Below are 23,407 nucleotides of genomic sequence, written 5' to 3'. Positions count from 1 at the left end.
GTCATAAACTCCTAAAAAAACTGTTCATAATTCATTTGTATTGCAATCCTATGTTTTGGACGATTACCGAATGTTTCTGGTTCAAAAGTAAATCTAAAATCTCCTATACTTTGCCCTCGTACAGTATCAAGTACATTAACCGTCACTGCTGATTGATGGTACGTAAAAATATCATCACGATTAATCGCAATCAAAGTGAGCGCATCATGAACCGGGCTACCTTGTATTCCAGGAACTTTTTTTTGATAAAATTGATAATAGTAATAGTCTAAAAGAGGCTTTAAAAACTTAGTTTTTCCTTTAGATTGAATATAATTGACCATTTCTGGTGTTACGATAGCCGATTGTGTAACATTCAAAGGATAAATTGTTAGATTCTTTGCGTATCACATTACAATATTGGTCGCTACAGGATCACCATAAAAGTTAGCTTCTGCAATGGGAGTAACATTTCCTGGATATAGAAAAGCTCCTCCCATAATATAATAAGAATGTACATATTCCATCACATCTCCATAAAGGAGAAATAAAGTTGCAAGTGAAGTTAGCCTTCCGGTATTCACGATAATAAGTTCATTTTTATACTGCTTAATAAGTGCGAGAACCTCAAAAAAATTCTCAAATGTTTGAAGCCTTAGTCCTGGGTGAATGGGCCCTATCCCAAATTAACCGTGAACTTCTGGATAAAAAGTTTCAGCTTCTGAAAACATGGAATGCTCCGCCCCACCAAAAACTTTTATATATTCTTTTCCTACACTTTTAAGTAAAAAGCGAACATTTCTAACAACTTCAGCTTGAGGTACGTTCCCGTAGTCTGCAACAATTCCTATAACATCAACTTTATCTGTTAAATGTGCATATATGATAGCTATCGTATCGTCAATTCCAAAATCTCCAAAGAACAATACTTTTATCCCCATACAATATTTCTCCTTAATTTTACTAGCTTCTGAAACGGATTATAATTACATATCGTGCTATGAGATTGTCCCCATGCCTTTTTATAATACTGTGTATGATCGAATGCATTTAGTTAACATACACTTTCGTTAATAATGAACAAATTCCTTTTGTATGAAACGAAATAGTATATAAATACTGATCTTAACGCGTTTTTTCTGATATTCAATGCTCATCAAATGGCCCCAAAAACCAAAAAAATGTATATTGTAATCTAGAAATGCAAATTTTCTCGTTTTAGGTATTTGCTTTTTTTAGCTTGATGGGTAAGTATGATTCCCCCTAAATAACAAAGAAGGAACCTATCATATTTCATAATAGGTTCCTTCTTTAAATGCAAAAACTTAAGATGTATCGTATTATCTTTAGAATCTTTTCTGTTTTCATAAAGATCTTATAAAGTAGAATTTTTTGTATTATTTTAGCCGGATGTTGGTTTCTCATCAGCATCCAATTTTTTCATGATTCAATCTAAGATAAAATATCTACTGCCGTTTGTTAGGTAGTGCATAATAGCCAAAAGCTAAATCCAGCAAGGCACTTGCTTCTTGACGTAGTAACAGATCTTTCGGACGGAACATAAAGGATCCGTCAGCATTGATGGAAGTATCAGGGTCAAGAATTCCTTGGGAGGCAAGTGCCTGAATCGATTGGACTGCCCAGTCATCTGCGGCATCAAGTAATTTAACTTTAATAGCTTTATCAGGTTGAATCGTTTTCAAGTCTTGAATTTGCTTTACGTTTTGAATCATGGTTGCTGCGACCTGTCGGGTAATCGGAGTAGCACGGTTATACTCTGGAATTCCATTCATAATTTTTTCCCTTGCCTCCTTGGATTCGTCTGGAAAACCGTTCCATCCATGAGCAAGTAACAACGTATCCGCAAATTCTCCTTGTGTCATGGTGTCCATCGGATTGAATAGATTACCTGTTTTTGCACCCATAATATTTAGGGCATGAAGATTATCAATGTGACTTCTATAGTTACTCTTTTGTGGAACGTCATCAAAAGGTGGTTTGTTGTTAATTCTCTGGGCATCTGCTATAAAATCAAGGCTTTTAGGAGAGTTGTAGTGAAAATATGCGATTTCTCCAGCCGAATTCTTTTTGAAAGCAACTTTGTTGCCTTCCGAATCTTCAAATAACAACGGATGAATCATTTTGAGAACTTGTTTTCCCGTTGTACCACCCTCCATAACCAAATTCCCATTTTCATAATTAAAATGAGTGCGCATTGCAGCGAAACGCGTATTTTGGAATAAGCCCAAGTATTTGTGAGCTTCTTTTTCCTCTAAAGGGAGATAACTTGTTTTTACTTCATTCTTCTTAGCAGGGAAATAGTGATCCATGAGAGTTTCATATATGTCTATACTCATCACTGAATCATTATTGTAAGACATGAAAAATGCTGTTTTTTGTTCAGGCACTAAAATCAGCATTGATTGATGTCCAGGCATGCTTCCCCCTTTTATTACAACGTGTTGACCGTTAGCAAATTTATTAAAAGGCGTTTCAAATCCAATTGTCGCAACAGGAGTCGTCTTATCATCAAAAACTTGATAGTCATGCATCATATCCATGCTTTTTTTACTTACAATTTCTTTGTCTTTAAACTTTCCTTTCTGTAGTTGCATAATCATGTATTTTGACATGTCTTCCGCAGTAGATAAAATGCCTCCTTGTGGTGTATCCCTTAAACCGCTCCCACTTGTTGGAATCGGATCGCCAGTGGGACCGTAATGTGTAGCCATTCTTTCGAGAAGGTCAGGCGTAAAGCTCATGCTTGTAGATTTCATATCTAATGGTTTGAAAATATTCTTTTCCATATATTTCGAGAAAGGGCTGTTAGTAACATTCTCTACTGCAAACCCTGCGAGCGCAAATGAGACGTTGTCATACGTATAAACTTCACCCGGTGGCCGTACCACAGTTGGCATATGATTAGAGAAAAATTCTTTCATTGGTATACTATTATGAACGTATTCAGGTCCGGTTATATTCGTGAGATCGGGAAAATCTACCCCGCTGGTATAAGTGAGCATATCAAACAGGGTAAGAGATTTCCCTGTTTGATTAGGTATTTGTAATCCACCAAGATATTTTTGTACGTCTTGATCTAGTTTAAGCTTTCCTTTATCGACTTGCTGCATCACAGCCAAAGCAGTAAAAGTTTTCGAGACGGAACCAATTTGAAAGACCGTGTCCTTAGTAACGGGGCTTTTCTTTTCTTTATCGGCATATCCATACCCTTTATTGACAACGACCTTTCCATCATGAACGACGACAAAACTAGAACCGTTCACATTGTACTTCTTCATTTTTTCTTCAAATAACGGATCAGCAAAAGATTCTATTTCTTTTTTATTATTGAGTCCTTTCGTCATTTGGATATTAGTCGTGGATGCCGCTGGTTTTGATTTTTCTGCTTCTAATGATTGTTGGGAACATGCAGAAATCATGGTTGAAGAAGAAAGAAGAATTGTAACGATCCCCAGTTTGTTAATTGCTTGTTTCATTTTTGTACGCTCCTTTATTTAATTGAAATTTTTTGTTAGCACAACGAGTTAGCGGCTCGTTAGCGTATGAACAGAGTGTAGCAAGCGGCGAGTCATAGTCGATAGTGAACTTTTGTCATATTTATAAAGAACAACAAAAATTGAGTGGGATACGGCTATATTAATAGCTATGTCATAGAAATCATGACATTTTGACACTACCGTATGTGACAGAAAAACACTTAGTATCAAAGAGCAGTTTTTAACGCATTAACAATAAATGAGGAGGGGAGATTTTCATTGTGTATGATAAAAATATAAAGAGGCGTGAAAGGGGAAACAGGTATGACCTATTTATGAAAAACAAACCAGTAACAAGAGTGTTTCAAGGAAAAGAAGTAATTTCTAGGGTTAACATACATATGGAAAAAGAGGGACTTACTTAGGACAGAATGGCGTTTGTAAAAATAATAATTATGAATATGATTACGAATTCAATTTTGACCTTTTGTCATTGGTGGAGATAATAGCTGTGTGGTTAATACGAAACAGCAAGCAACTAACTATACAATATAAATAGAGAAGAGGAATACCTTATGAAAACACGTAGCCAAATTACATTTGCAAGTCTTGCCCTTTTAATAGCTGGAAGTTCCCTGTTATACACAACGCCAACCTCAATTGTAAAAGCAGAGCCTACTCAAAGTGTATCTAGTTCGTTACAAACAAGTACTCAACGAGATCGTACTGCCGTCAAGCAAGCGATACGGGATACATTGCAACTTGGATTCCCGGGGATACTTGCTAAAACTTCTGAGGGTGGAAAAACGTGGGGTTATGCCGCTGGGGTAGCGGATCTTAGCACCAAGAAACCAATGAAAACAGATTTTCGCTTTCGCATTGGTAGTGTGACGAAGACGTTCATCGCGACGGTTTTACTTCAATTAGCTGGAGAGAACCGCCTGAATCTAGACGACTCCATTGAAAAATGGTTACCTGGTATCATTCAAGGAAATGGATATGATGCTAAACAGATTACTATCCGTCAGATGTTGAACCATACAAGTGGTATCGCTGAATACTCAGGATCAAAAGAAGCTGATTTTACGCGTACAAAAAGATTGTATACCGCTGAAGAGCTAGTGAAGATTGGACTTTCATTGCCGCCAGACTCTGCCCCAGGAAAGGGCTGGTCTTATTCAAACACAGGATACGTATTACTAGGTATCCTTATTGAAAAAGTAACCGGAAACAGTTATGCGGAGGAGATTGAAAATAGGATTATTGAACCGCTTGAATTGTCGAATACATTCCTACCTGGTAATTCAAGCGTAATTCCAGGCACTAAGCATGCCCGTGGATATGTCCAACCAGACGAAGCAAATGAGCTAAAAGACGTTACTTATTTTAATCCAAGTATAGGTAGCTCGGCTGGAGAGATGATTTCTACTGCTGACGACTTAAACAAATTCTTTTCTTACTTGCTCGGTGGCAAATTAATGAAAGAACAGCAGCTAAAACAAATGCTTACTACAGTTCCTACAGGAAGAGCTGAAATCGGGAGATATGGTCTTGGAATCTATGAAACTAAGCTTCAAAGCGGTGTCACGATATGGGGACACTCAGGTGACATTCCAGGATTTAGCACTTTTGCTGGAGGTACACTTGGCGGTAAGCATACGTTGGCCGTCAGTTTGAACAGTATGCGTAGCGCTAACAGTCCTGATCCTTATAAAAATATTTTACTTGCTGAATTTAACAAGTAGGCAAAAAGGAAAACCGGATAAATTTTGTCATAGTTTTTATAGTTAAAAATATACCTTTCTGGTTCAAAAAAAACAATTTACTCTGAAAAAAATTTTGGGGGTAAAGCAAGTTCTTAATTTGATGGACATGCGGCAGTACCCTATCGCTATCAAGTTAATAAAAAGAAATGCCCCCCTATAATGAAAAAATACGCTATTCTTTCTGTAGAATCATAGGAAAGGATGGTGTTTTTTATGTCTGTTTCTGTGTCTGACGAATTACAACTATTTGCTCAAGAGATTCAAAGTTTTTTATCTTCAAATACCTTACGGAATCTTGCTAGAGATGTTGGTTTTGTACAACGAACCAGTAAGTATCAGGCAAAAGATTTAGTCGCTTTATGTGTATGGTTGAGCCAAAATATAGCTATGACTTCTTTAACTCAGTTATCTAGCTGTTTAGAAGCATCAACAGAAGTACTTATCAGTCCTGAGGGACTGAATCAACGATTTAATGAGGCGACCGTCCAACTCTTACAACGCCTACTAGCCGAACTACTAAACAAAAAATTGGCCACATCTATGCCGATTTCTTCTCCATACACTTCTGTTTTCAAGCGTATTCGTACTTTAGATTCAACTGCATTTCAACTCCCGGATGTATTTTCATCGGTTTATCCAGGTGCAGGATGATGCAGCCATACAGCTGGGATAAAAATTCAACTTGAGTATGATTTGTTAAGTGGGCAGTTCCTACATATTCATACATGTCCAGGTAAACAACATGATCGCACTTACGGCTCTCTGTGTGCCCAAACTGTGACAGCGAATGATTTATGTATCCAAGATTTAGGTTATTTTCATTTAAAAGACCTTCAATATATACAAGATAAGGAGGCCTACTATATCTCTCGTATCAAGTCGAATACACGTATTTATCAAAAAAATCCTAACCCTGACTATTTTCAAGATGGAAGAATTAAGAAAGGTACAGAGTATATACGGATAGATATGGAGACGTTAATAAACTCCCTTCAACCAGGACAAACATGTGAAATAGCTGATGCTTATGTAGGAATGATTGATAATGAACTTTTGTCATATTTATAAAGGATAACAAAAATTGAGTGGGCTAAGGCTGTATTGATAGTTATGTCATACAAACCATGACACTTTGACACTACCGTATGTGACAGAAAAATACTTAGAATCAAAAAGTAGCTTTTAACGCATTAGCAATGAATGAGGAGGAGAGATTTTAATGACGAAAGCATCAGCTCAAAAAACTTTGCAAGATTTTTATTTCTTGCTATTTACCTTTGTATCCGGATTCTTTTACTTTTGTTTCTATCTGGTCAGCATTACATTTGCATTAGTAATGACGATTATCTTTTTGGGTATTCCCTTGTTGGCTTGGGTGCTACAAACAACTCACACGTTTGTTCAGTATGAACGTATTCAGACGAAGGTTTATGCAGATATATCGATAGAGTTATTCGAACCAAGAAAAAAAGAGGAGGGAGATAAATGGATTAAAGCGAGAGATACAATCCTTAATAATAGCAACTGGAGGGCTGTTTTTTGGCTCATGCAGAAATTTTTTGTCGGAATAATGAGCCTTATATGTGCTGTTTTACTGTATGTAATGCCGCTAGTATGTATCGTTACACCCTTACTTTTTCGATATTTTAATATATACTTATTGGGCATTGCTGTGAATTCATGGGAGACAGCAATTTTTGTCATGATTGTTGGTTTCATTCTCATCTGGATACATAATCTTATTGGAAACTGCTTAGTTCGAATTATTGGAATGTACACGCATTCCATGTTTAAAGCTATAAAGGAGTGATAATTTGTTTAAGACTTTGAAACTATGGTTCTGGTATGATTGGGCCTTACTTTGTATACGTTTTATTATTTGGCTATCATTGATATCAACGACTATCCAACGACAAGATCATTTGACAGTACCACTTTGGATCATAATTCTTTGGGAAATCGTTTCATTTTCAGTACCTTGGATTTGTTTAATGTTCAGTTATCGCTATTATTTGTTCACTGAAATAATATTATTTGGCGGAGTGTGTTTCTATTTAACTTTATTATTTCCGTCAGCGTATCTTACTTTTTTAATGCCAACTTTTATGATTGCGGCAAATAGCGCTCATAAATCTTACCGCTGGTCGGGTCCTATCACAATTATTTTGTTCCCGTTGCTCATTGCGATATTTTCCAAAGTAACAGATTTATGGGTAATCATCCTACAACTCAGTTTAGCTTTTGCTATGGGCTCTTTCTTTCGTTTACTGGCTATTAATTACCGTCAAAGTGAAACTATTCGGAACCAGAAACATGTATTGGAACAATACGTATCCCAAGTTGAGCGGATTACATTACTCGAGGAACGTGATAGGCTCTCAAAAGACTTACACGATACGATGGGGCATTCCTATACCTCAATTATTATGGGGATGGAAACATTACGTATGGAATTAAAGTCTAAAGAAGGAGAGCAACAGCTCGATTCATTATTACAATTGGCCCGTAACAGTATGGAAGAAGTAAGACTGTATTTACATAAATTGGATTTATCGCAAGAATCGCTTCCCTTAGCTGTCACATTACAACAATTGACAGAGGAATTTAAGAAACATGCAAAAGTAAATGTACGTACTCGAATAATAGGGGAAGAGTATATGGCCTCCAAACAATCAAAAATGACACTATATCGGAGCTTGCAGGAATCACTAACAAATGCTGTTCGCCATGGGCATTCCACAGAAATCATTGTGTCACTTCACTTTGAACCACAACAGATAAGATTGGATGTACAGGATAATGGCTGTGGGGTAGAAGAGTGGAAGGATGGCTTTGGATTAACTGCGATGAAAGAGCGCGTGAGTCAGTCTCAAGGAAGAGTCATTGTTTATTCCAAAAAGGGGGAAGGGACGTTAATTTCATGTGTTTTACCGAAACAAGCACAACTGTCTAATGAACAAATCCGCATGTGTATTGTCGATGATCATTCATTTATTCGAGAAAGTCTTCATACAATTTTGGATGGACAGGAGGATTTACAAGTAGTGGGAATGGCTGAAGATGGAGAACGGGCTATGGAATTGTGTGAAAGACTAAAACCAGATGTAGTATTAATGGATTTAGAGATGCCTAATTTGGATGGAATTCATGCGACTAAAATGATTAAGGAAAAATGGCCGGACATTCGTGTACTCATTCTGTCAACCTTTCAGAATACAGAAAGGGCAAAAGAAATCATACGAAATGGTGCGGATGGATATTTATTGAAGTCCATAGATTCGCGTGAACTAGCTGAATCAATTCGTCTAGTCTATCGAGGAGGCACGATGATTCATCATGACTTGTTCCATAGAATGTGGGAAAAAAATGAAGAAACAGGATCATTTGAATCACGATCAGATGGAAAAGAGTATGGATTAACGAAACGAGAACTAGAGATTTTGGAACTATTATCACAAGGAAGCCGTTATAAAACAATAGCTTCGAAACTTTACTTGTCAAATGGAACGGTAAGAAATTACGCCTCCAATCTCTATGAGAAGCTAGGAGTTAAAAATCGAGAAGAAGCCGTACAAAAGGCAAAAGATACAGGATTACTTTCTTGACACTCTCACTTGAACTAGTTAGCTGAAGTCAAGGGGGAACTTACAGATAATGCAGGGCATCACTACCCAATACTACATTTGAAACTACAATGAAAAATAAAGAGTTGGAAACCCCCTGCTTTTTTGTGAATATAGTCTAATATAATTTAGTTGTTTAAAATGGGTATTCGGATTTTTATATCGAAAAGGTAAAACACTATGGAATAAGATGTCGATGACTATAAAAATTGTAGACTATAACCGAAATCGGGAAAAGGTATAAGGTATAAGGGAGTTGAATATTTTATTAAAACCTATCTTCACAGAGGACTGGTAAATAGTTTTCATATTCGCTAGTACATCGGTCCTAACTCTGAAAGTAAAATAGATATTTTGGTCAATAACATCTGTGATATAGATGCTATTTCCCTCATTTCGAAAATATCTATTACGTTGCCATGAGTGGTTTTGGGATTGAAAGAGGTACTTCCGTAAAGTCGGGCATAATAGCACTCACTAAATTTAAGCCCTCTAAAAAGAGAAGAATTTAGAAACTAAAGAAATTAGTGTGATGATGCTTTATTGTAGTCAAATATAAAATATGTCGTTTTGAGTTGAAGTGAAATGTGGAACCTAATTCTAAAATTTAAAATATATTGGAATAATGCAAAAGATAGTCCAAAACTGAAGTATCCAAGTAGGTCTGCGCAACCAGCCTGAAGATGGTCATCCCATTGTTGGATTTCATAATCCGATACGGAGTCCAATTGGATTAAATATGAGAAAGATAACAGGTTAATATATTGCTAATCATTTAAAGGAAGGGTATGTGATTGAGATGAATAATACATATAATGAAAAGACACATACATCGATTAAACAATTATTTAACAAGTTTTCGCCAAAAGCTCCTGGCTTTGCATATATTGCTAGTTTCGATAGCGGAGTAACTTATAAAGGTGCAGTTGGCTTAGCTTCTATAGAGGGAAATATACCCATAAATACCAAAATTATTTTTAATATTGCTTCAGTTTCTAAACAATTTACAGCATTTTCTATATTACTTTTAGAACAAGAGGGGAAATTGAATTTAGATGATTCAATTGTAAAGTTTGTCCCTTCTATAGGAGCATATGCTGAACCTGTAACATTGAGACACCTAATTCATCACACTGGTGGACTAGTTGATTATATGGAATTGGCTGAAGCAGCAAATATTAAATATACTGATACATTAACTGTGGAAGAATCGCTAGAACACCTTAAAAGTCATCAAATTGCAAAGTTCCCAGTTGGAACAAAATTTGAGTATAGCAATACAGGATATTTTTTATTATCACAAGTGATAGAGAAAGTAAGTGGCAAGTCTCTATGTCAGTTTAAAAAGGAGCGTATTTTTGACCCTTTAAATATGAGGGCCACAACAATTGTGGATTACTACCCAACTACTATATCAATTGCTAGCGGATATTCGAAGAATGAACAAGGAACATATAAAATCTATGAAAGCCCTTGGGAACATACAGGGGATGGGGCAGTTCATACAACAGTTGAAGACCTGGTAAAATGGGGAGAGAATTTAACTATAGGTACCGTTGGTGGAAAAGACCTTGTTAAAAGAATGAGCGAAATAGGTCCGGAAATTTCTCCAACTGGAGAATCGATTATTGACAATAAAGATTATGCTTTTGGGCTGAGAGCTGCAGAAGGTTTTAATTGTCGATACCTGGAACATTCAGGAAGCTGGGCAGGTTATCGTTCACACTTCATGAGGTTTCCAAAAGAATATTTGTCTGTTGCGGTATTAAGTAACTATGACGAATTTGACTCTAAAAAATATGCTCATGAAATAGCAGAAATTGTTTTAGAAAAGTAAAAAAAATAGAGCGAAGGATACAGTATTTGGATTTGGTTTACCCACGTTTTTTAATATTGTTTAAAAGTATGTACCTTACACTTTCTCAGAATCCAATCAAACAAACGGAAATAACCTTAGAATCAGATTTGTATTTTTAATGTTCTGGATAATCACTATTATCGTTGCGGTAATATTGCAAATCGAGTATCCCTGCATTCTCATTTTTATTTAATGAGAATGCAGGGATATAATAAATACAAAATTTTCGTTTTGAGGGAAATTGCTTTTCTTAGCTTGATAGCGATGTGGTGATACCCCATCGCTATCAAGCTAATATTTTTAACTACCCCCAGAACGAAAATTTTATACATCGTTGACTATTGATAATGATAGGTTATGTTAATAAAAATTGTATAGGTGATATATCATAAGTATTTGTATTTCAAGTTATAAATTGTTATGATAAACTGGTTAATTTAGGGAAATGAAGGAGGAGGAACATGGATTTAATCAAAGAAGTGACTTTATTAAGATATCAATTTAGACTTATGCAAAGTATGATTCAGTCAGATGAATTCCCATTTTATAGATTTGTTATAGATTATGAATTTGAAGAAGAACAAGTAAATGCTTTAAGAAAAATTTTAATTGCATTTCATGATCGATTAACTAGAGAAGAAGTTTCGATTTTTGCCCAAAATGATCATTTATTTTCTAAATTTAAACTTCCTTTAGATATGCTATACAGCCCCAAAAAACCTAATTTAGATGAGTTTAAACTATATATCACTAAGATTTTTTATCAAGAATTTGAATTGAAATACTTGTTATTAAGTTTAAAAAAACAATGTATTTTTGTGAATGTCTGTGATTATCTTTTAGAGCAATTACAAATTAGTAATAAAGTTTGATTATGTAAATAAAAAGCCCCTTCAGATACTCTAAAGGGATTTTAATAGAATTCTAGATAGATTGAATGCAGCTAACATTGATTATGTAAATATATAAAGGTAACAGAAATAATTATTAAACGGCTAGATGAGGCATCGCTATAAAGCTAAGGTTTTTCACTATCCATAAAGTAAAAAAGGCGTTATCCTTTCCTATGATTCTACAGAAAGAATAGCGTATTTTTTCATTTTAAGGAAATTTAGTTTTGCTAGCTTGGTAGCGATGGGGTGGTACCCCATCGCCCATCAACCTAAGATTTTAAAGTATCCCCTAAATGGAAATTTTGTGTTTTTTTGAACTTTTATTTATTTTTCGTATATGACGTAATACTTCTTAAGAAGATTCCTAACCCTGCAAAAAAGAATCCTAAGCATAATAAGCTGGCTGGCGTTCCCCAAGTGATTTGATCTAGCATTTTTATCCCCTCCCATTTATTATTATATAGTATTTAATAGAATTTATCCAGATTTTCCCTTAAACAGGTGCCGCCACATGCCTATCAAGCTAAGAAATTAGTTGTTCTCCAAAACGAAAAAATTAACTAAATCCCCATAAATAACTATAGGAAGATAAAAACACTGTAGCTTTCGAATAAAGTTTGATCAAAATTATGTAATTGTTTGGTGATAATAAAATTGTTTCATTTATAATAAAATCATTTAAAAATTAATAAAGTTATTCAATTTATTCTGACGGTAATAATAAAATAATTAAAAAGTGAAAATATTTGTTTGGAAAATACGGTTACTCATTTGCGATATTTACGTAGCATGAAACAACTAATTACACTGTCTATAACTGAAATTCTCTTTGATTTCGAATGCCTTACAAATAAAAAAATAGCACGAATGTTCGTATTAAGGTATAATTATAAGTATCTTAAAATCAAAGGAGGTCTTGCCTTATGAGTCAAAGAATTTCCTACTATGATGTTGCACCTGATGGCATGAAAATTATGATGGATATGGAGAAGTACACTAAGAAGTCTACAATTAATCGAATTACTAGAGAACTTATAAAGATTAGAGTCTCTCAAATTAACGGTTGTGCTTTCTGCATGGATATGCATACATCCGATGCCCGTAAGATAGGTGAAACCGAACAACGAATTTATTGCTTGAATGCTTGGAATGAATGTGATTTTTATACACCTGAAGAGAAAGTTGCTCTTGAACTATCTGAGCATATTACTCTAATTCCCACTAAAAGAGTTCCTGAAGACCTATATAAGCGAGTACGTGAACACTATGACGAGAAACAATATGTTGACCTTGTTCTGGTAATTAATCAAATCAACAGTTGGAATAGAATTTCTATTGCAATGGGAAATACAGCAACTAAAAAATAATTGCTCTCAACGAACGGTAAATAAGAATAAAATTAAAGATGTTTAACAATCACAATGCAATTGTTTCATTTTTCTTTATTACGCAGTTATCATAAACTGTGACATAACCAAATTTTTGAAATTTATTGTTTCATCCTTTATAGCTTTTATAATAATATTATCTTGAAACACGAAGGGACTGAACTATGCGCAGATATCAATATCTTAACCCCAAAATAAAAACATAATGGAGGTAAAAATATTGATTACAGAACTACAAACCGAAAGATTAGTTTTAAGAAAAATGAAAGCATCAGACTCAGCTAGCATGTTTACAATTTGGGCTGATCCAGAAGTTACAAAATTTATGAATATCAATAGTTTTACTGATGAAAGCCAAGCGGTAGATATGATTGAAATGCTTGATAAGTTATCTCGGGAAAACAGAGCTATTCGTTATTCAATAATTGAATTAGAATCAAATGAAATTATCGGTTCTTGTGGTTATAATTCATTTGATTTCAAAAACGCCAAAGCAGAAATTGGTTACGATATTAGTAAAGCTTTTTGGGGTAAGGGATATGCGCCAGAAGCCATTCTCTCTTTAATGGATTATGCGTTTAGTACTTTAGAATTCAATAGAATAGAAGCAAAAGTTGAATCTGAAAACATCAATTCAATAAAAGTCTTACAAAAGTTAAACTTTACATTCGAAGGGACAATGAGAAAGTGTGAAAAATCTAATGAAAAGTTTATTGATCTAAGTATTTATTCAAAATTAATAACGGATTAACTTATATTACTTAGCCTACATTCCTTAAAATGTAGGCTATTAAATACCCTCAAAATGAAAAAAATACGTTATTCTTTCTGTAGAATCATAGGAAAGGATGGCGTTTTTTGTATGTCTATTTCTGTATCTGATGAATTACAACTATTTGCTCAAGAGATTCAAAGCTTTTTATCTCCAAATATCTTACGAGATCTTGCTAGAGATGTTGGTTTCGTACAACGAACAAGTAAATACCAAGCAAAAGATTTAGTCGCATTATGTGTATGGATGAGCCAAAGTTAGCCCTCGTTCCTCCATCATTTCCACCACATTACGAAAGCTTAAATTGTACCGTAGGTACCATCTAACCGTTAATAAAATAATGTCAGGTTGATAATGTTTCCATTTAAAAAAATTTTCCTTTTCCATACTGATTACACACCTTTTATAGAGTAATAGTATCAGTATGTCCAAGTTTGAAAGACTATTTTCAGTCATTTTAAATTTTCTGCACCAGAACCTAAATTACCGCTTGGCTACTCCATCTTATTCTACTTGGCCGGGCATCATGGATGATATGAGATTAGCAATCGACTATATTGTGAATCAATCATATGAATGGAATTTAAATCCACAAAATATAGGAGTTATGGGTGACTCAGCAGGTGGCTATCTAGCTGCAATGCTTGTTTTAAAATACGTGCAGTAATTCCAGTATATGGTCTTTATGATACAAAAAAAACTATGAACTACCTGAACAACAAGGGACCAATCATGTGATCTTGAAAATGATGGACACAACGCCTTATCAGTCAACTCAAGCTTATATAGATGCTTCTCCCATATATCAAATAAAGAAAGCAACAAATAACCCAATGTTTAAAAGTAGCTTTTTTGTTATTTGGGGAGAGAAAGATGAAATTGTTTCTCCGGCAGAAGGTATAAATTTTATTAAAGTTTTGAAGGAATATAATGTTAATACTGAATCTTTTTCTGTACCTGATCAGGGGAATTTTTGGTTATGTGTCGATAATATACGAGGTTCTTGCTCGATAGATGAATATCCAAATACAATAGTGTCCCCTGAAATTTTGAAGTTCTTAAAGGCAGAACTAACCTATTAGAGATAATTATAAGTAGGAGCTTCTTGGGAGGTAGATGATTGTTTATAGCCATCTAAGTTTACCAACCTATAAGGGGAGTTCCTACCCTAAAAAACAATGCCAATTACATTGTTAATTTCAGTGAATTAATACTGGTATTTACATCTCTATCATTATACGTGTGGCACATTAAGCAATCCTCTCACCAAGGTTTAGATATTGTATAACTTAGAAAATCAAATGCATAAATTGTGAAATTTATTGTATAAATATAAAATGTTAATATCTAGCATTTGGTATTGGATTGACACCAAAAAGTGGAATAATAAGTTTTATATGTACTTGACAAGTCTAAAAATAGTGGATATTCTTTAACATGAAACAAGCAAAAAAATTTTAATATTTATAACCTGTTAGGTGAGGCTCCTATACAAACACAGGCTATTGCCCAAAAATATCGAAAGATGCCAATGGGTAGAACAGGAATTGTCGGATTAAGGCTCTTCTTAAGATAGCTAAGTGATGAATGATTCATCCTTTACGTTGTATAGTGCCAAAACTCAACTAGGGGGGAATGAGCTTTATTTAGCTATGTCTTTTTTAAATCAACCTCCTTTAGTTGAATCACTAGGGGAGGTTTTTTATATGCAAAATTTTATTTGTAATAAATCTCTTAAAAAAGGGGGGAAAACTAATGATTGATGATATTGATCCCATATTTATTAAGAAATTTGTTTTCCCAGAAGTGGGAAAATGAATAAATAGTACTACTGTCCTTAAGGAGGAATTACGATGAAAAAATGTTTACAACAATTATTAACGACAAAAGACATACACCTAGAGCGAGAACTTTTAAAAACTCAGTCCTATGATATTGCAATGGGAATGAAAGATTTTCATCATGAAGATCAGATATCTTTAATGAAATGTTTTCCTATTGAAAAAGGAGCGAAAATTCTTAGTTACCTTACTCCAGAGGAGCAATATAATATTTACACCAACTTGTCTGTGGATAAAGGGGAAAAGCTATTAGCTAGGCAATCCATTGATGACCTCGTTGATGTAATTCTTTCAATTCATCCACTTCAGGCTGAAAAATTGATACAACTTTTATCTGAAGAATCTCAACAAAAAATTAGAGATCTGCTGGTTTTTCAACCTGGAACAGCGGGCAGCCTGATGACAATTGACTATATCGCTGCCAGGGAAAATTGGAAAGTGAAAGATACGCTGTCGCATATTAGGAAAATTGGGGCAGGGGTAGAATCTATATCGTATATTTATGTTCTTGATACACGTGGACAGCTTAATGGAATTGTTTCTATTCGTGAATTATTGCTAGCATCAGATGATAAGACTTTATCATCAATAATGGCATCAGATGTTATTTCAGTTTCAGTAGACTTAGACCAACAGGAAGCTGTACAAAAGCTAATGGATTATGATTTATCCGCTATACCTGTAACAACGATGGAAAATCGGATGATAGGTATTATAACCTTTGATGATGCAATGGATGTTTTCGAAGAAGAAGCAACCGAAGATATTCAAAAATTAGGAGGAAGTACCCCATTAGATAAGCCATATTTCGAAACCTCTATTTGGCATATATACCGTAAACGTATAGGTTGGTTATTACTTCTGTTTGTAGCAGAAGCATATACTGGTTCTGTACTTCGACATTATGAAGAAACTTTGACTCATGTAGTTGCACTGGCTTTCTTTATTCCATTGTTAATCGGAACTGGTGGAAATACAGGTACACAAGTTGTAACCACATTGGTGCGTGCTGTAGCTCTAAATGAGGTGAAATTTAAAGATATATTTCGTGTCATGAAAAAAGAGGCATTAGTAGGTGTTTTACTTGGGCTTACATTAGCCGTGGCAGCATTAATTCGTGCATACACTTTAGGCGTAGGTACTGAAGTCGCACAAGTTGTAGCTATTACAGGATTATTCATTGTTATTTGGTCGTCTATTGTTTCATCTGTATTACCTTTGATTCTAAATAAGTTAAAGCTGGATCCAGCTGTTATCTCGGGTCCGTTCATTACGACGTTAGTCGATGGGACGGGGTTAGTTCTGTACTTTACCATTGCAAAAATGCTATTAGGTTTATAAAAAATTTATTTTTCGTTTTTATCATTTTAGCCAAGAAGACTCCTTCCTCAAGGAGCGCGAAGTGAGTAGGTGGGAGATGAATTGGCCTCGGACAAAGAATGGCAGGAAGCCATCTTAATTGTTCGACATACATAAAGTGTTACTTCACTACCTACCGAATGTATGTTTGTTGTATAATAGACGCATACCGAAATGGAGGTGAAATGAATGATGATTAATAAAGCATATAAATTTCGTATCTATCCAAATAAAGCACAAGCGATCCTAATCAATAAAACGATAGGTTGTTCTCGTTTTGTATTCAACCACTTCCTATCCCTATGGGATAATGCATACAAAGAAACAGGAAAAGGTTTGACATATGGTACATGCTCTGCCAAACTTCCTGCCATGAAGAAAGAGTTTGTTTGGCTAAAAGAAGTGGATAGTATTGCGATTCAGTCGTCTGTTCGCAACCTTGCGGATGCTTATACACGCCTTTTCAAAAAACAAAACAATGCCCCGCGTTTCAAATCTAAGAAGAACAACGTACAATCTTATACCACAAAACAAACAAATGAAAACATTGCCGTTGTAGGAAACAAAATAAAATTGCCAAAACTAGGTCTTATTCGATTTGCCAAAAGTCGTGAAGTAAAGGGACGCATTTTAAATGCTACAGTTAGGCGGAACCCTTCTGGTAGATATTTTGTGTCACTATTAGTTGAAACAGAAGTGCAAGAACTTCCGAAAACACATTCTTACATTGGAATGGATGTAGGACTAAAAGATTTTGCCATTTTGTCAGATGGAACAACCTATAAAAACCCGAAGTTTTTTCAATCATTAGAAGAGAAGTTGGCTAAAGCACAGCATGTTCTTTCTAGAAGAATGAAAGGTTCTTCTCGCTGGAATAAACAGCGAGTAAAGGTAGCTAAAATTCATGAATACATGGCAAATGCTAGAAAAGATTACTTGGACAAAATCTCAACTGAAATCATCAAAAACCACGATGTTATCGGTATAGAGGATTTGCAAGTATCGAATATGTTAAAGAATCATAAGTTAGCAAAAGCAATTAGTGAAGTATCATGGTCACAGTTTCGAGCCATGTTGGAATACAAAGCAAAATGGTATGGCAAACAAGTCATTGTCGTATCGAAAACATTTGCTTCAAGCCAATTATGTTCTTGTTGTGGATATCAAAACAAAGACGTTAAAAATCTAAACCTACGTAAATGGGACTGCCCTTCTTGTCTTACACACCATGATAGAGATATTAACGCAAGTATCAATCTAAAGAATGAAGCGATAAGGCTTCTAACCGCAAGGACTGTGGAGCTAGCCTAATAAATTAGAGTTCGATAGAACTCTTTACTTAGGAATCCCCCTCTTCTAAACGAAGTGAAAGTGGGGGTAGTTCAATGTAATGTGGAATATATTTGGTGCAAATATTCCTGAAATGCAATCTTTATTTCAAACGGGTTGGTTCGTAGTAGGATTATTAACACAATTATTGATTGTGCATATGATTCGTACTCAACATATTCCTTTCCTACAAAGTACGGCTGCTAGACCTGTTTTGATACTTACAGGTTTAGTTATGATTATAGGGATTTCCCTTCCATTTACCAGGTTAAGTACCCAAATTGGCTTAACTCCACTTCCGTTGTATTATTTCCCGTGGTTATTTGGAATTTTAACAATATATGCTCTAGTTACTGAAATTATAAAGAGAATATACATCAGGAAGTTTAATCGATGGCTTTAAAACTAAAACATTTTGTTGAAGTTCATTGTACGTTGAAAAGGCGGAGTCTCTTTGGAGACTTCGCCTTTTCGGTATATCAGGAATTACTAGTAGCCTCATAATATTTCCTCATATATTCATGCCTCTGTTTATCTCTTGAGAAACTTTGCACCAGAACCATATATACCCTAGAAACACATGTTTCCCTACAGAAAAGGTGAATTCATCTTCCACTTAACTTATTGGTGCTATGCACCTTCACACAAATTGAGGGGGAAGTTTTCTTGGCTAAAAATAATCTAGATAGTTTAATTTCTAATTGTTCCTGTATCTTTTATTTTAACGTGTGTATTCACACGTATTTTAGCTTTTGAAAAAGCGCGCAACCAATCTTCTTTAACCTTTTTCCATTCTTTATATTGAAAAGCTCTAGCGTGTAATGATAAACCAATTGGATCAATTTTATTTCTCTGCATATCCTGTAACATGCCTTGTAATTTTTTATTGAACTCTTCCTGGATTTCATGTTCCAATCTACCTATATTCTTATTACCATGTAAACGAGTTTTAGTTAAGTTTCCGTTGGTTTTTTCAATTAAGGATACGTTCATACTTACATCTATATTAAAAATAAATTTACCTTTTTGGAAATCAACACTAATTTTTCTCTTTGCATTTTGTACCAAAACAGACGTATTTGGCTTTTTATCAGATTTTTTTGGAGAAAGAACAAGGTGTAGTATCATCCGACCTGTATTTTTTGACTTATTAATAAGGTTGAAAAACTTCACATCGGTTTTAGGAATCTTCGTTAAGTACTTTCCTTGATGATTTAAAAATGCAATTCCTACCGTATCAATTTCATTATTTGTTTTCTTGATAATGGGAACAGTTTGCGTCATTCCCTGTTCATTTTTTTCTCTCATTAATTGTTGAATCGTGGAAGAGACGGATTGATTATTTTGAATAGACGATTCGATTACACCATTTATATAAGATGGAAGTGATGGCTTATCAGGCCTATTAACTTTAAACACATCTTCTGCCGGTCCATCAACAAGCACCACTTTAGCATTGATGGTAGCGTAAGGATCACGGTAAGAGGAATCGAGCGCCTGTATCCAATTTTCTTCTTGTGCTAATTTATCCCCAATTAAAATAACTTCAGCTTTGGATGATGTCACATACCCTGTTAATTTCGTATCCATTTTGCTAAATCCATCATATATGGTTGACGCCTGAACCCAATGCTCTACAGTACTGCTTTGCTGTTTATGATGAAAGAGTGGTATGCTTGTGCCCACTTTTATGTTTCCATTAGAAGTACTATCTAAGCCGATTAAAAGGATTAAAGAAACTTTTTCAAGAGGAATTCTCTGACTACAACCAATTAAACATACACAACAGATTACAATCCATATCCATTTTCGAATCAAAGCTGTTTCCTCCTAGTAAACCAAGTAAAAACAATGCTGTAAGCGAAAAAGAAGATTGGTAATAGAATAAAGAAAATGATATTTAAGATATCCATAAGAGAATATATAAATAAATATTGATCCACATCGGGGTTTAGAAAAATGAATAAGCCGACTATTAATAGCATAAAACCAACCAGCACCCAATTGCGAACGGTTTTTTGAAATAAAATGGTCACAGATTCGAAACTGAAAAATAAATACGGATATATTGTAGTGGAAAATACAATCAAATAGTAAGCGATATATAAAATTTCTAATCGTTCTATGAAAGAAAAACGAACTCCTTTTAACAGATGAAATACTGGCCAAATTACGTCTTTTATCCCCTCCGGACTAAAGTATATATAAGAAAGAATAGTCACATATAGATAGAAAAACATGGTTCCAGTATTCGCTATTAGTATTCCTTTTATGGCTTTTTGTTTTTTTTGTAAGAACGGATAAATAAAATATGCAATTTCTAAGCCCGCATAAGGAGTAATGGTTTCTTTTGTTGCCTTTACAATAGGGTATAAGCCATCTTTAAAAATAGGTAGTAGGTGTAAAGGATTGTAGTTACTCTTTAGTGAAAAAAGAAGAAATAGTGGCATCCAAGTAGTGAAGAAGAAAACAAGCATAGAATAACTAGTAAGAGCCCTTAACCCACTCAGGGCTAAAATAATAAAAGGCAATAGTAATAATATGGAGATTTGATAAGCAGGAGTGGAAGGGAATATCCACACTTTTACAATATCAGTTGCCTTTAATAAAGTATTAAAACCAGCAAAAAATAGATAAAAGGCATATAAAAGAAGAAAAATTGTCCCTAGCCATTTACCAAAGTATGCATTTAAGATCTGAGAGAAATTCTTGTTAGGATTTTTTCGTAACATTAATATAATAATTACGCCAATTATAGAAGTAATTATCCATCCCAGAATGATAGAAATCCAGCCGTCTGTACCAGCGGTAGTGGCAAGAGGGCTTGGCATAATTAACATACCTGATGCAAGTTGCAGTGAATGAATGAAAACAATATATTCGAATAATGTTATACTTTGGAATTTAAGATTCCCCATGCGAGCCACCTTCTTTTTTCTTTCTTTGTTTCGGCTGTCCTGTGCTCGAGCGGGTGGTGATCATAGAAATAGGAAATCTTACAAAAGAATCTTTTAACTCTTGGAGACGAAATGGTGCTATTGGCAATCCATATGGTGAACCATAGGAAGTTAGTGAAACAAAATGAGCAAATAAGAGCATTAATCCACTAACAATACCTACAATTCCAAAAAAGTAGGCAAATAACATCATTGGAAAACGAATAAGCCGAATACAACTTGATAAATCATAATTAGAAACAACAAATGATGCAATGGCAGTAATAGATACGATAATAACCATAACATTACTCACAAGTCCCGCTTGAACAGCTGCTTGTCCAATTACAATCCCTCCAACAATTCCAATGGTTTGTCCAATTGGTTGTGGTAGACGAATACCAGCTTCACGAAGCATTTCTAATGTGATTTCCATAATAAATGCTTCTAGTAAAGGCGAGAAAGGGACTTTAATTCTTGACGTTGCAATAGAAGTATATAGATCTAAAGGAATGATTTCAAAGTGGAATGAAACCATTGCAATATATATTGCGGGTAAAAATATAGCTATAATAAATCCTAAAAATCGTAATAAGCGAAAAGATGATGCAATCAGCCAATGTACATTATAATCATCGGGAGTCTGAAAAAATCCAATTAAATTCATTGGAACGATCATTGCACCAGGAGATCTATCAATTAACACTGCTACTTTACCATCAAGAATATGATTAGAAATAGCATCTGGGCGTTCACTTAAATAAGCCTGTGGAAAGGGAGTCCAATTTTGATCTTTTGTAAAGTTGGACAATTCTCCTACGCTCAATACTGTATCAGTTTTAATTTTACAGATTCTTGTCTCCACTTCCTGTACCACATCTTCGTTAGCTACATCGCCTAAGTAAAGTAAATATACAAAAGTAGTGGCCCGTTCTCCGATTGTCAATTCTTTGATTTTTAACTCAGTAGAAGGAATATATCTACGAATGAGACCTATGTTTTTAGTGGCATTCTCAATAAACCCATCATGAGAACCTTTAATGGTAACTTCTGAAATAGGTTCCTGAATCGATCTTTCTGCCCATCCCTTTGTATTTATGAGAAGGGCTTTCTTTTCTCCTTCCATAAACAGTACACATTGTCCCTCGAGCAGCCCTTTTTTAATTTCATTCCATGTATATACTGTTTTTGTATAAGTAGCAATAATATTAGAATTAAATACTTGCCTGTCTTCATTTACTTCTTGTAATAATGGTGTAACGACATTTCCTTTTAGTGCAAAACCATCTGTCAGACCTTCAAAATAATATAGTAAAACATTCGTTTTTGTTTTTAATTGTAATGGATGTTCAACTAAATCGGCACAAATATCAAAGATCTGTTCTAATGTATTCTTAAGTTCTTGTAAATTATTTGTCTGGATAGTTTCAACAATGGTATTTTCCATGGTTTCTAAGGTCTTTTCATTTAAAGACATGATTTACACCTCATTACGTATAATAGTCGTGTTTTTATTATTTTAATATAATCAAATTTTATTCATTGGGATAGCAACACATCGCTATCAACTTGAAATTTGGTGGCACCCCCAGAACGAAATTTTAACGAATTCCTCGAAAGAATTCTCCTTCCTCAAGCGCGTGAAGGGCGTAGCCCAGCGGTAGGTGGGAGATGAATCTCGGTTGGGTGTAGCCAAAAAGCTTTGCTTTTTATTTTGCCTCTGATATAATCAGTCTTATAAATTATAAAGGTTGGTATATCAATGAAATTAGACGGAAATAATCATTCAGTGTTCTTGTTGTATTATCATCTTGTGTTGGTCGTAAAATACAGAAGAAATGTGTTTGATGATGATATGTCAGATTATGCAAAAGACATGTTTGTCAGGTTATCCGAGAATTACAACATAACACTGGTAGAGTGGAATCATGATGTAGACCATGTTCATATTTTGTTCAAGGCACATCCGAATACAGAAATGACAAAATTCATCAATGCTTATAAGAGTGCAAGTTCTCGACTAATCAAGAGAGACTTTCCACAAGTGAAAAAGAAACTTTGGAAAGAGATGTTTTGGTCAAGAAGTTTTTGCTTACTAACTACTGGTGGTTCTCCAATAGATGTAGTAAAGAAATATATTGAAAACCAAGGTGAAAAGTGAGGTGA

16 protein-coding genes, 5 pseudogenes and 1 riboswitch are annotated in these 23,407 nt (G+C 34.6%); of the genes and pseudogenes, 15 read left to right on the top strand and 6 right to left on the bottom strand.

Translation table 11 applies throughout. The features are described 5' to 3' along the window. Positions 1–11: 11 nt before the first annotated feature. Together ACFWDE_RS21250 and ACFWDE_RS21245 are read right to left on the bottom strand one after the other, a co-directional pair. Positions 12–920: pseudogene (locus tag ACFWDE_RS21250) on the bottom strand (nucleoside hydrolase). Between the two features lie 525 nt (positions 921–1,445). Beyond that, positions 1,446–3,476, bottom strand: coding sequence for a serine hydrolase domain-containing protein (locus tag ACFWDE_RS21245; RefSeq protein ID WP_377894523.1), 2,031 nt, complete (start codon positions 3,474–3,476; stop codon positions 1,446–1,448). A gap of 575 nt (positions 3,477–4,051) precedes the next feature. Here ACFWDE_RS21245 and ACFWDE_RS21240 point away from each other — a divergent pair. The 9 genes and pseudogenes from ACFWDE_RS21240 to ACFWDE_RS21200 all read left to right on the top strand — a co-directional run. Next, positions 4,052–5,221: a serine hydrolase domain-containing protein gene (locus ACFWDE_RS21240; protein WP_377894521.1), complete on the top strand. Its 1,170-nt coding sequence runs from the start codon at positions 4,052–4,054 to the stop codon at positions 5,219–5,221. A gap of 234 nt (positions 5,222–5,455) precedes the next feature. Next, positions 5,456–6,286 (top strand): annotated as a pseudogene (locus ACFWDE_RS21235) (IS4 family transposase); the annotation flags it as partial. A 175-nt stretch (positions 6,287–6,461) separates the two neighbouring features. Then, complete coding sequence (locus ACFWDE_RS21230) at positions 6,462–7,052, top strand: sensor domain-containing protein (protein WP_377894519.1); 591 nt, start codon at positions 6,462–6,464, stop codon at positions 7,050–7,052. 4 nt (positions 7,053–7,056) lie between these two features. Further along, a complete protein-coding gene (locus ACFWDE_RS21225; protein WP_377894518.1) occupies positions 7,057–8,847 on the top strand; it encodes a response regulator in 1,791 nt (596 codons plus the stop codon). Between the two features lie 817 nt (positions 8,848–9,664). Continuing rightward, complete coding sequence (locus ACFWDE_RS21220; protein WP_377894516.1) at positions 9,665–10,702, top strand: serine hydrolase domain-containing protein; 1,038 nt, start codon at positions 9,665–9,667, stop codon at positions 10,700–10,702. Between the two features lie 482 nt (positions 10,703–11,184). After that, positions 11,185–11,595, top strand: coding sequence for a DUF1878 family protein (locus ACFWDE_RS21215; RefSeq protein WP_085311911.1), 411 nt, complete (start codon positions 11,185–11,187; stop codon positions 11,593–11,595). A gap of 944 nt (positions 11,596–12,539) precedes the next feature. After that, positions 12,540–12,983 carry a carboxymuconolactone decarboxylase family protein gene (locus ACFWDE_RS21210; protein ID WP_000083030.1) on the top strand — a complete coding sequence of 148 codons (444 nt, stop codon included), beginning with the start codon at positions 12,540–12,542 and terminating at the stop codon, positions 12,981–12,983. A 241-nt stretch (positions 12,984–13,224) separates the two neighbouring features. After that, complete coding sequence (locus tag ACFWDE_RS21205; RefSeq protein WP_002204269.1) at positions 13,225–13,755, top strand: GNAT family N-acetyltransferase; 531 nt, start codon at positions 13,225–13,227, stop codon at positions 13,753–13,755. Between the two features lie 111 nt (positions 13,756–13,866). Next, a pseudogene (locus tag ACFWDE_RS21200) lies at positions 13,867–14,034 on the top strand (IS4 family transposase); the annotation flags it as partial. Here the strand turns inward: ACFWDE_RS21200 and ACFWDE_RS21195 are convergent. Then, positions 14,023–14,163: pseudogene (locus tag ACFWDE_RS21195) on the bottom strand (IS6 family transposase); the annotation flags it as partial. The pseudogenes ACFWDE_RS21200 and ACFWDE_RS21195 sit on opposite strands and share 12 nt — an antisense overlap. 37 nt (positions 14,164–14,200) lie before the next feature. Here ACFWDE_RS21195 and ACFWDE_RS21190 point away from each other — a divergent pair. The 5 genes and pseudogenes from ACFWDE_RS21190 to ACFWDE_RS21170 form a co-directional block, all read left to right on the top strand. Beyond that, positions 14,201–14,443, top strand: a complete 243-nt coding sequence (locus ACFWDE_RS21190) for an alpha/beta hydrolase (protein WP_002166554.1) — start codon at positions 14,201–14,203, stop codon at positions 14,441–14,443. Positions 14,444–14,510: 67 nt separating this feature from the next. After that, positions 14,511–14,858 (top strand): hypothetical protein, encoded by a 348-nt coding sequence (locus ACFWDE_RS21185; RefSeq protein ID WP_002191455.1) that lies wholly within the window; start codon positions 14,511–14,513, stop codon positions 14,856–14,858. A 381-nt stretch (positions 14,859–15,239) separates the two neighbouring features. Further along, positions 15,240–15,416, top strand: a riboswitch (M-box (ykoK) riboswitch). Positions 15,417–15,629: 213 nt separating this feature from the next. Continuing rightward, positions 15,630–16,958, top strand: coding sequence for a magnesium transporter (mgtE, locus tag ACFWDE_RS21180; RefSeq protein WP_002016493.1), 1,329 nt, complete (start codon positions 15,630–15,632; stop codon positions 16,956–16,958). A 207-nt stretch (positions 16,959–17,165) separates the two neighbouring features. After that, complete coding sequence (gene tnpB / locus ACFWDE_RS21175) at positions 17,166–18,287, top strand: IS200/IS605 family element RNA-guided endonuclease TnpB (RefSeq protein WP_377894511.1); 1,122 nt, start codon at positions 17,166–17,168, stop codon at positions 18,285–18,287. Between the two features lie 70 nt (positions 18,288–18,357). Continuing rightward, positions 18,358–18,708 (top strand): annotated as a pseudogene (locus tag ACFWDE_RS21170) (cation transporting ATPase C-terminal domain-containing protein); the annotation flags it as partial. 287 nt (positions 18,709–18,995) lie between these two features. Here ACFWDE_RS21170 and ACFWDE_RS21165 read toward each other — a convergent pair. Genes ACFWDE_RS21165 through ACFWDE_RS21155 form a run of 3 tightly spaced genes read right to left on the bottom strand, consistent with a single transcriptional unit; the run spans position 18,996 to position 22,718 of the window. Then, positions 18,996–20,123 (bottom strand): Ger(x)C family spore germination protein, encoded by a 1,128-nt coding sequence (locus tag ACFWDE_RS21165; RefSeq protein WP_377894509.1) that lies wholly within the window; start codon positions 20,121–20,123, stop codon positions 18,996–18,998. Then, on the bottom strand, positions 20,120–21,223 hold the full coding sequence (locus ACFWDE_RS21160) for a GerAB/ArcD/ProY family transporter (protein WP_377894507.1): 1,104 nt from the start codon (positions 21,221–21,223) through the stop codon (positions 20,120–20,122). The genes ACFWDE_RS21165 and ACFWDE_RS21160 overlap by 4 nt, the downstream gene beginning before the upstream one ends. Next, on the bottom strand, positions 21,210–22,718 hold the full coding sequence (locus ACFWDE_RS21155; protein WP_377894504.1) for a spore germination protein: 1,509 nt from the start codon (positions 22,716–22,718) through the stop codon (positions 21,210–21,212). Before ACFWDE_RS21155 ends, ACFWDE_RS21160 begins: the two co-directional genes overlap by 14 nt. A gap of 285 nt (positions 22,719–23,003) precedes the next feature. Between ACFWDE_RS21155 and tnpA the strand changes: the two genes are divergently transcribed. Continuing rightward, on the top strand, positions 23,004–23,402 hold the full coding sequence (gene tnpA, locus ACFWDE_RS21150) for an IS200/IS605 family transposase (protein ID WP_377894502.1): 399 nt from the start codon (positions 23,004–23,006) through the stop codon (positions 23,400–23,402). Positions 23,403–23,407: the final 5 nt, after the last annotated feature.

Source organism: Bacillus sp. NPDC060175 (genome assembly GCF_042728695.1).
Taxonomy (GTDB): domain Bacteria; phylum Bacillota; class Bacilli; order Bacillales; family Bacillaceae_G; genus Bacillus_A.
Note: the sequence above shows the minus strand (reverse complement) of the source record. Positions and strands in the feature narration are given on the sequence as shown.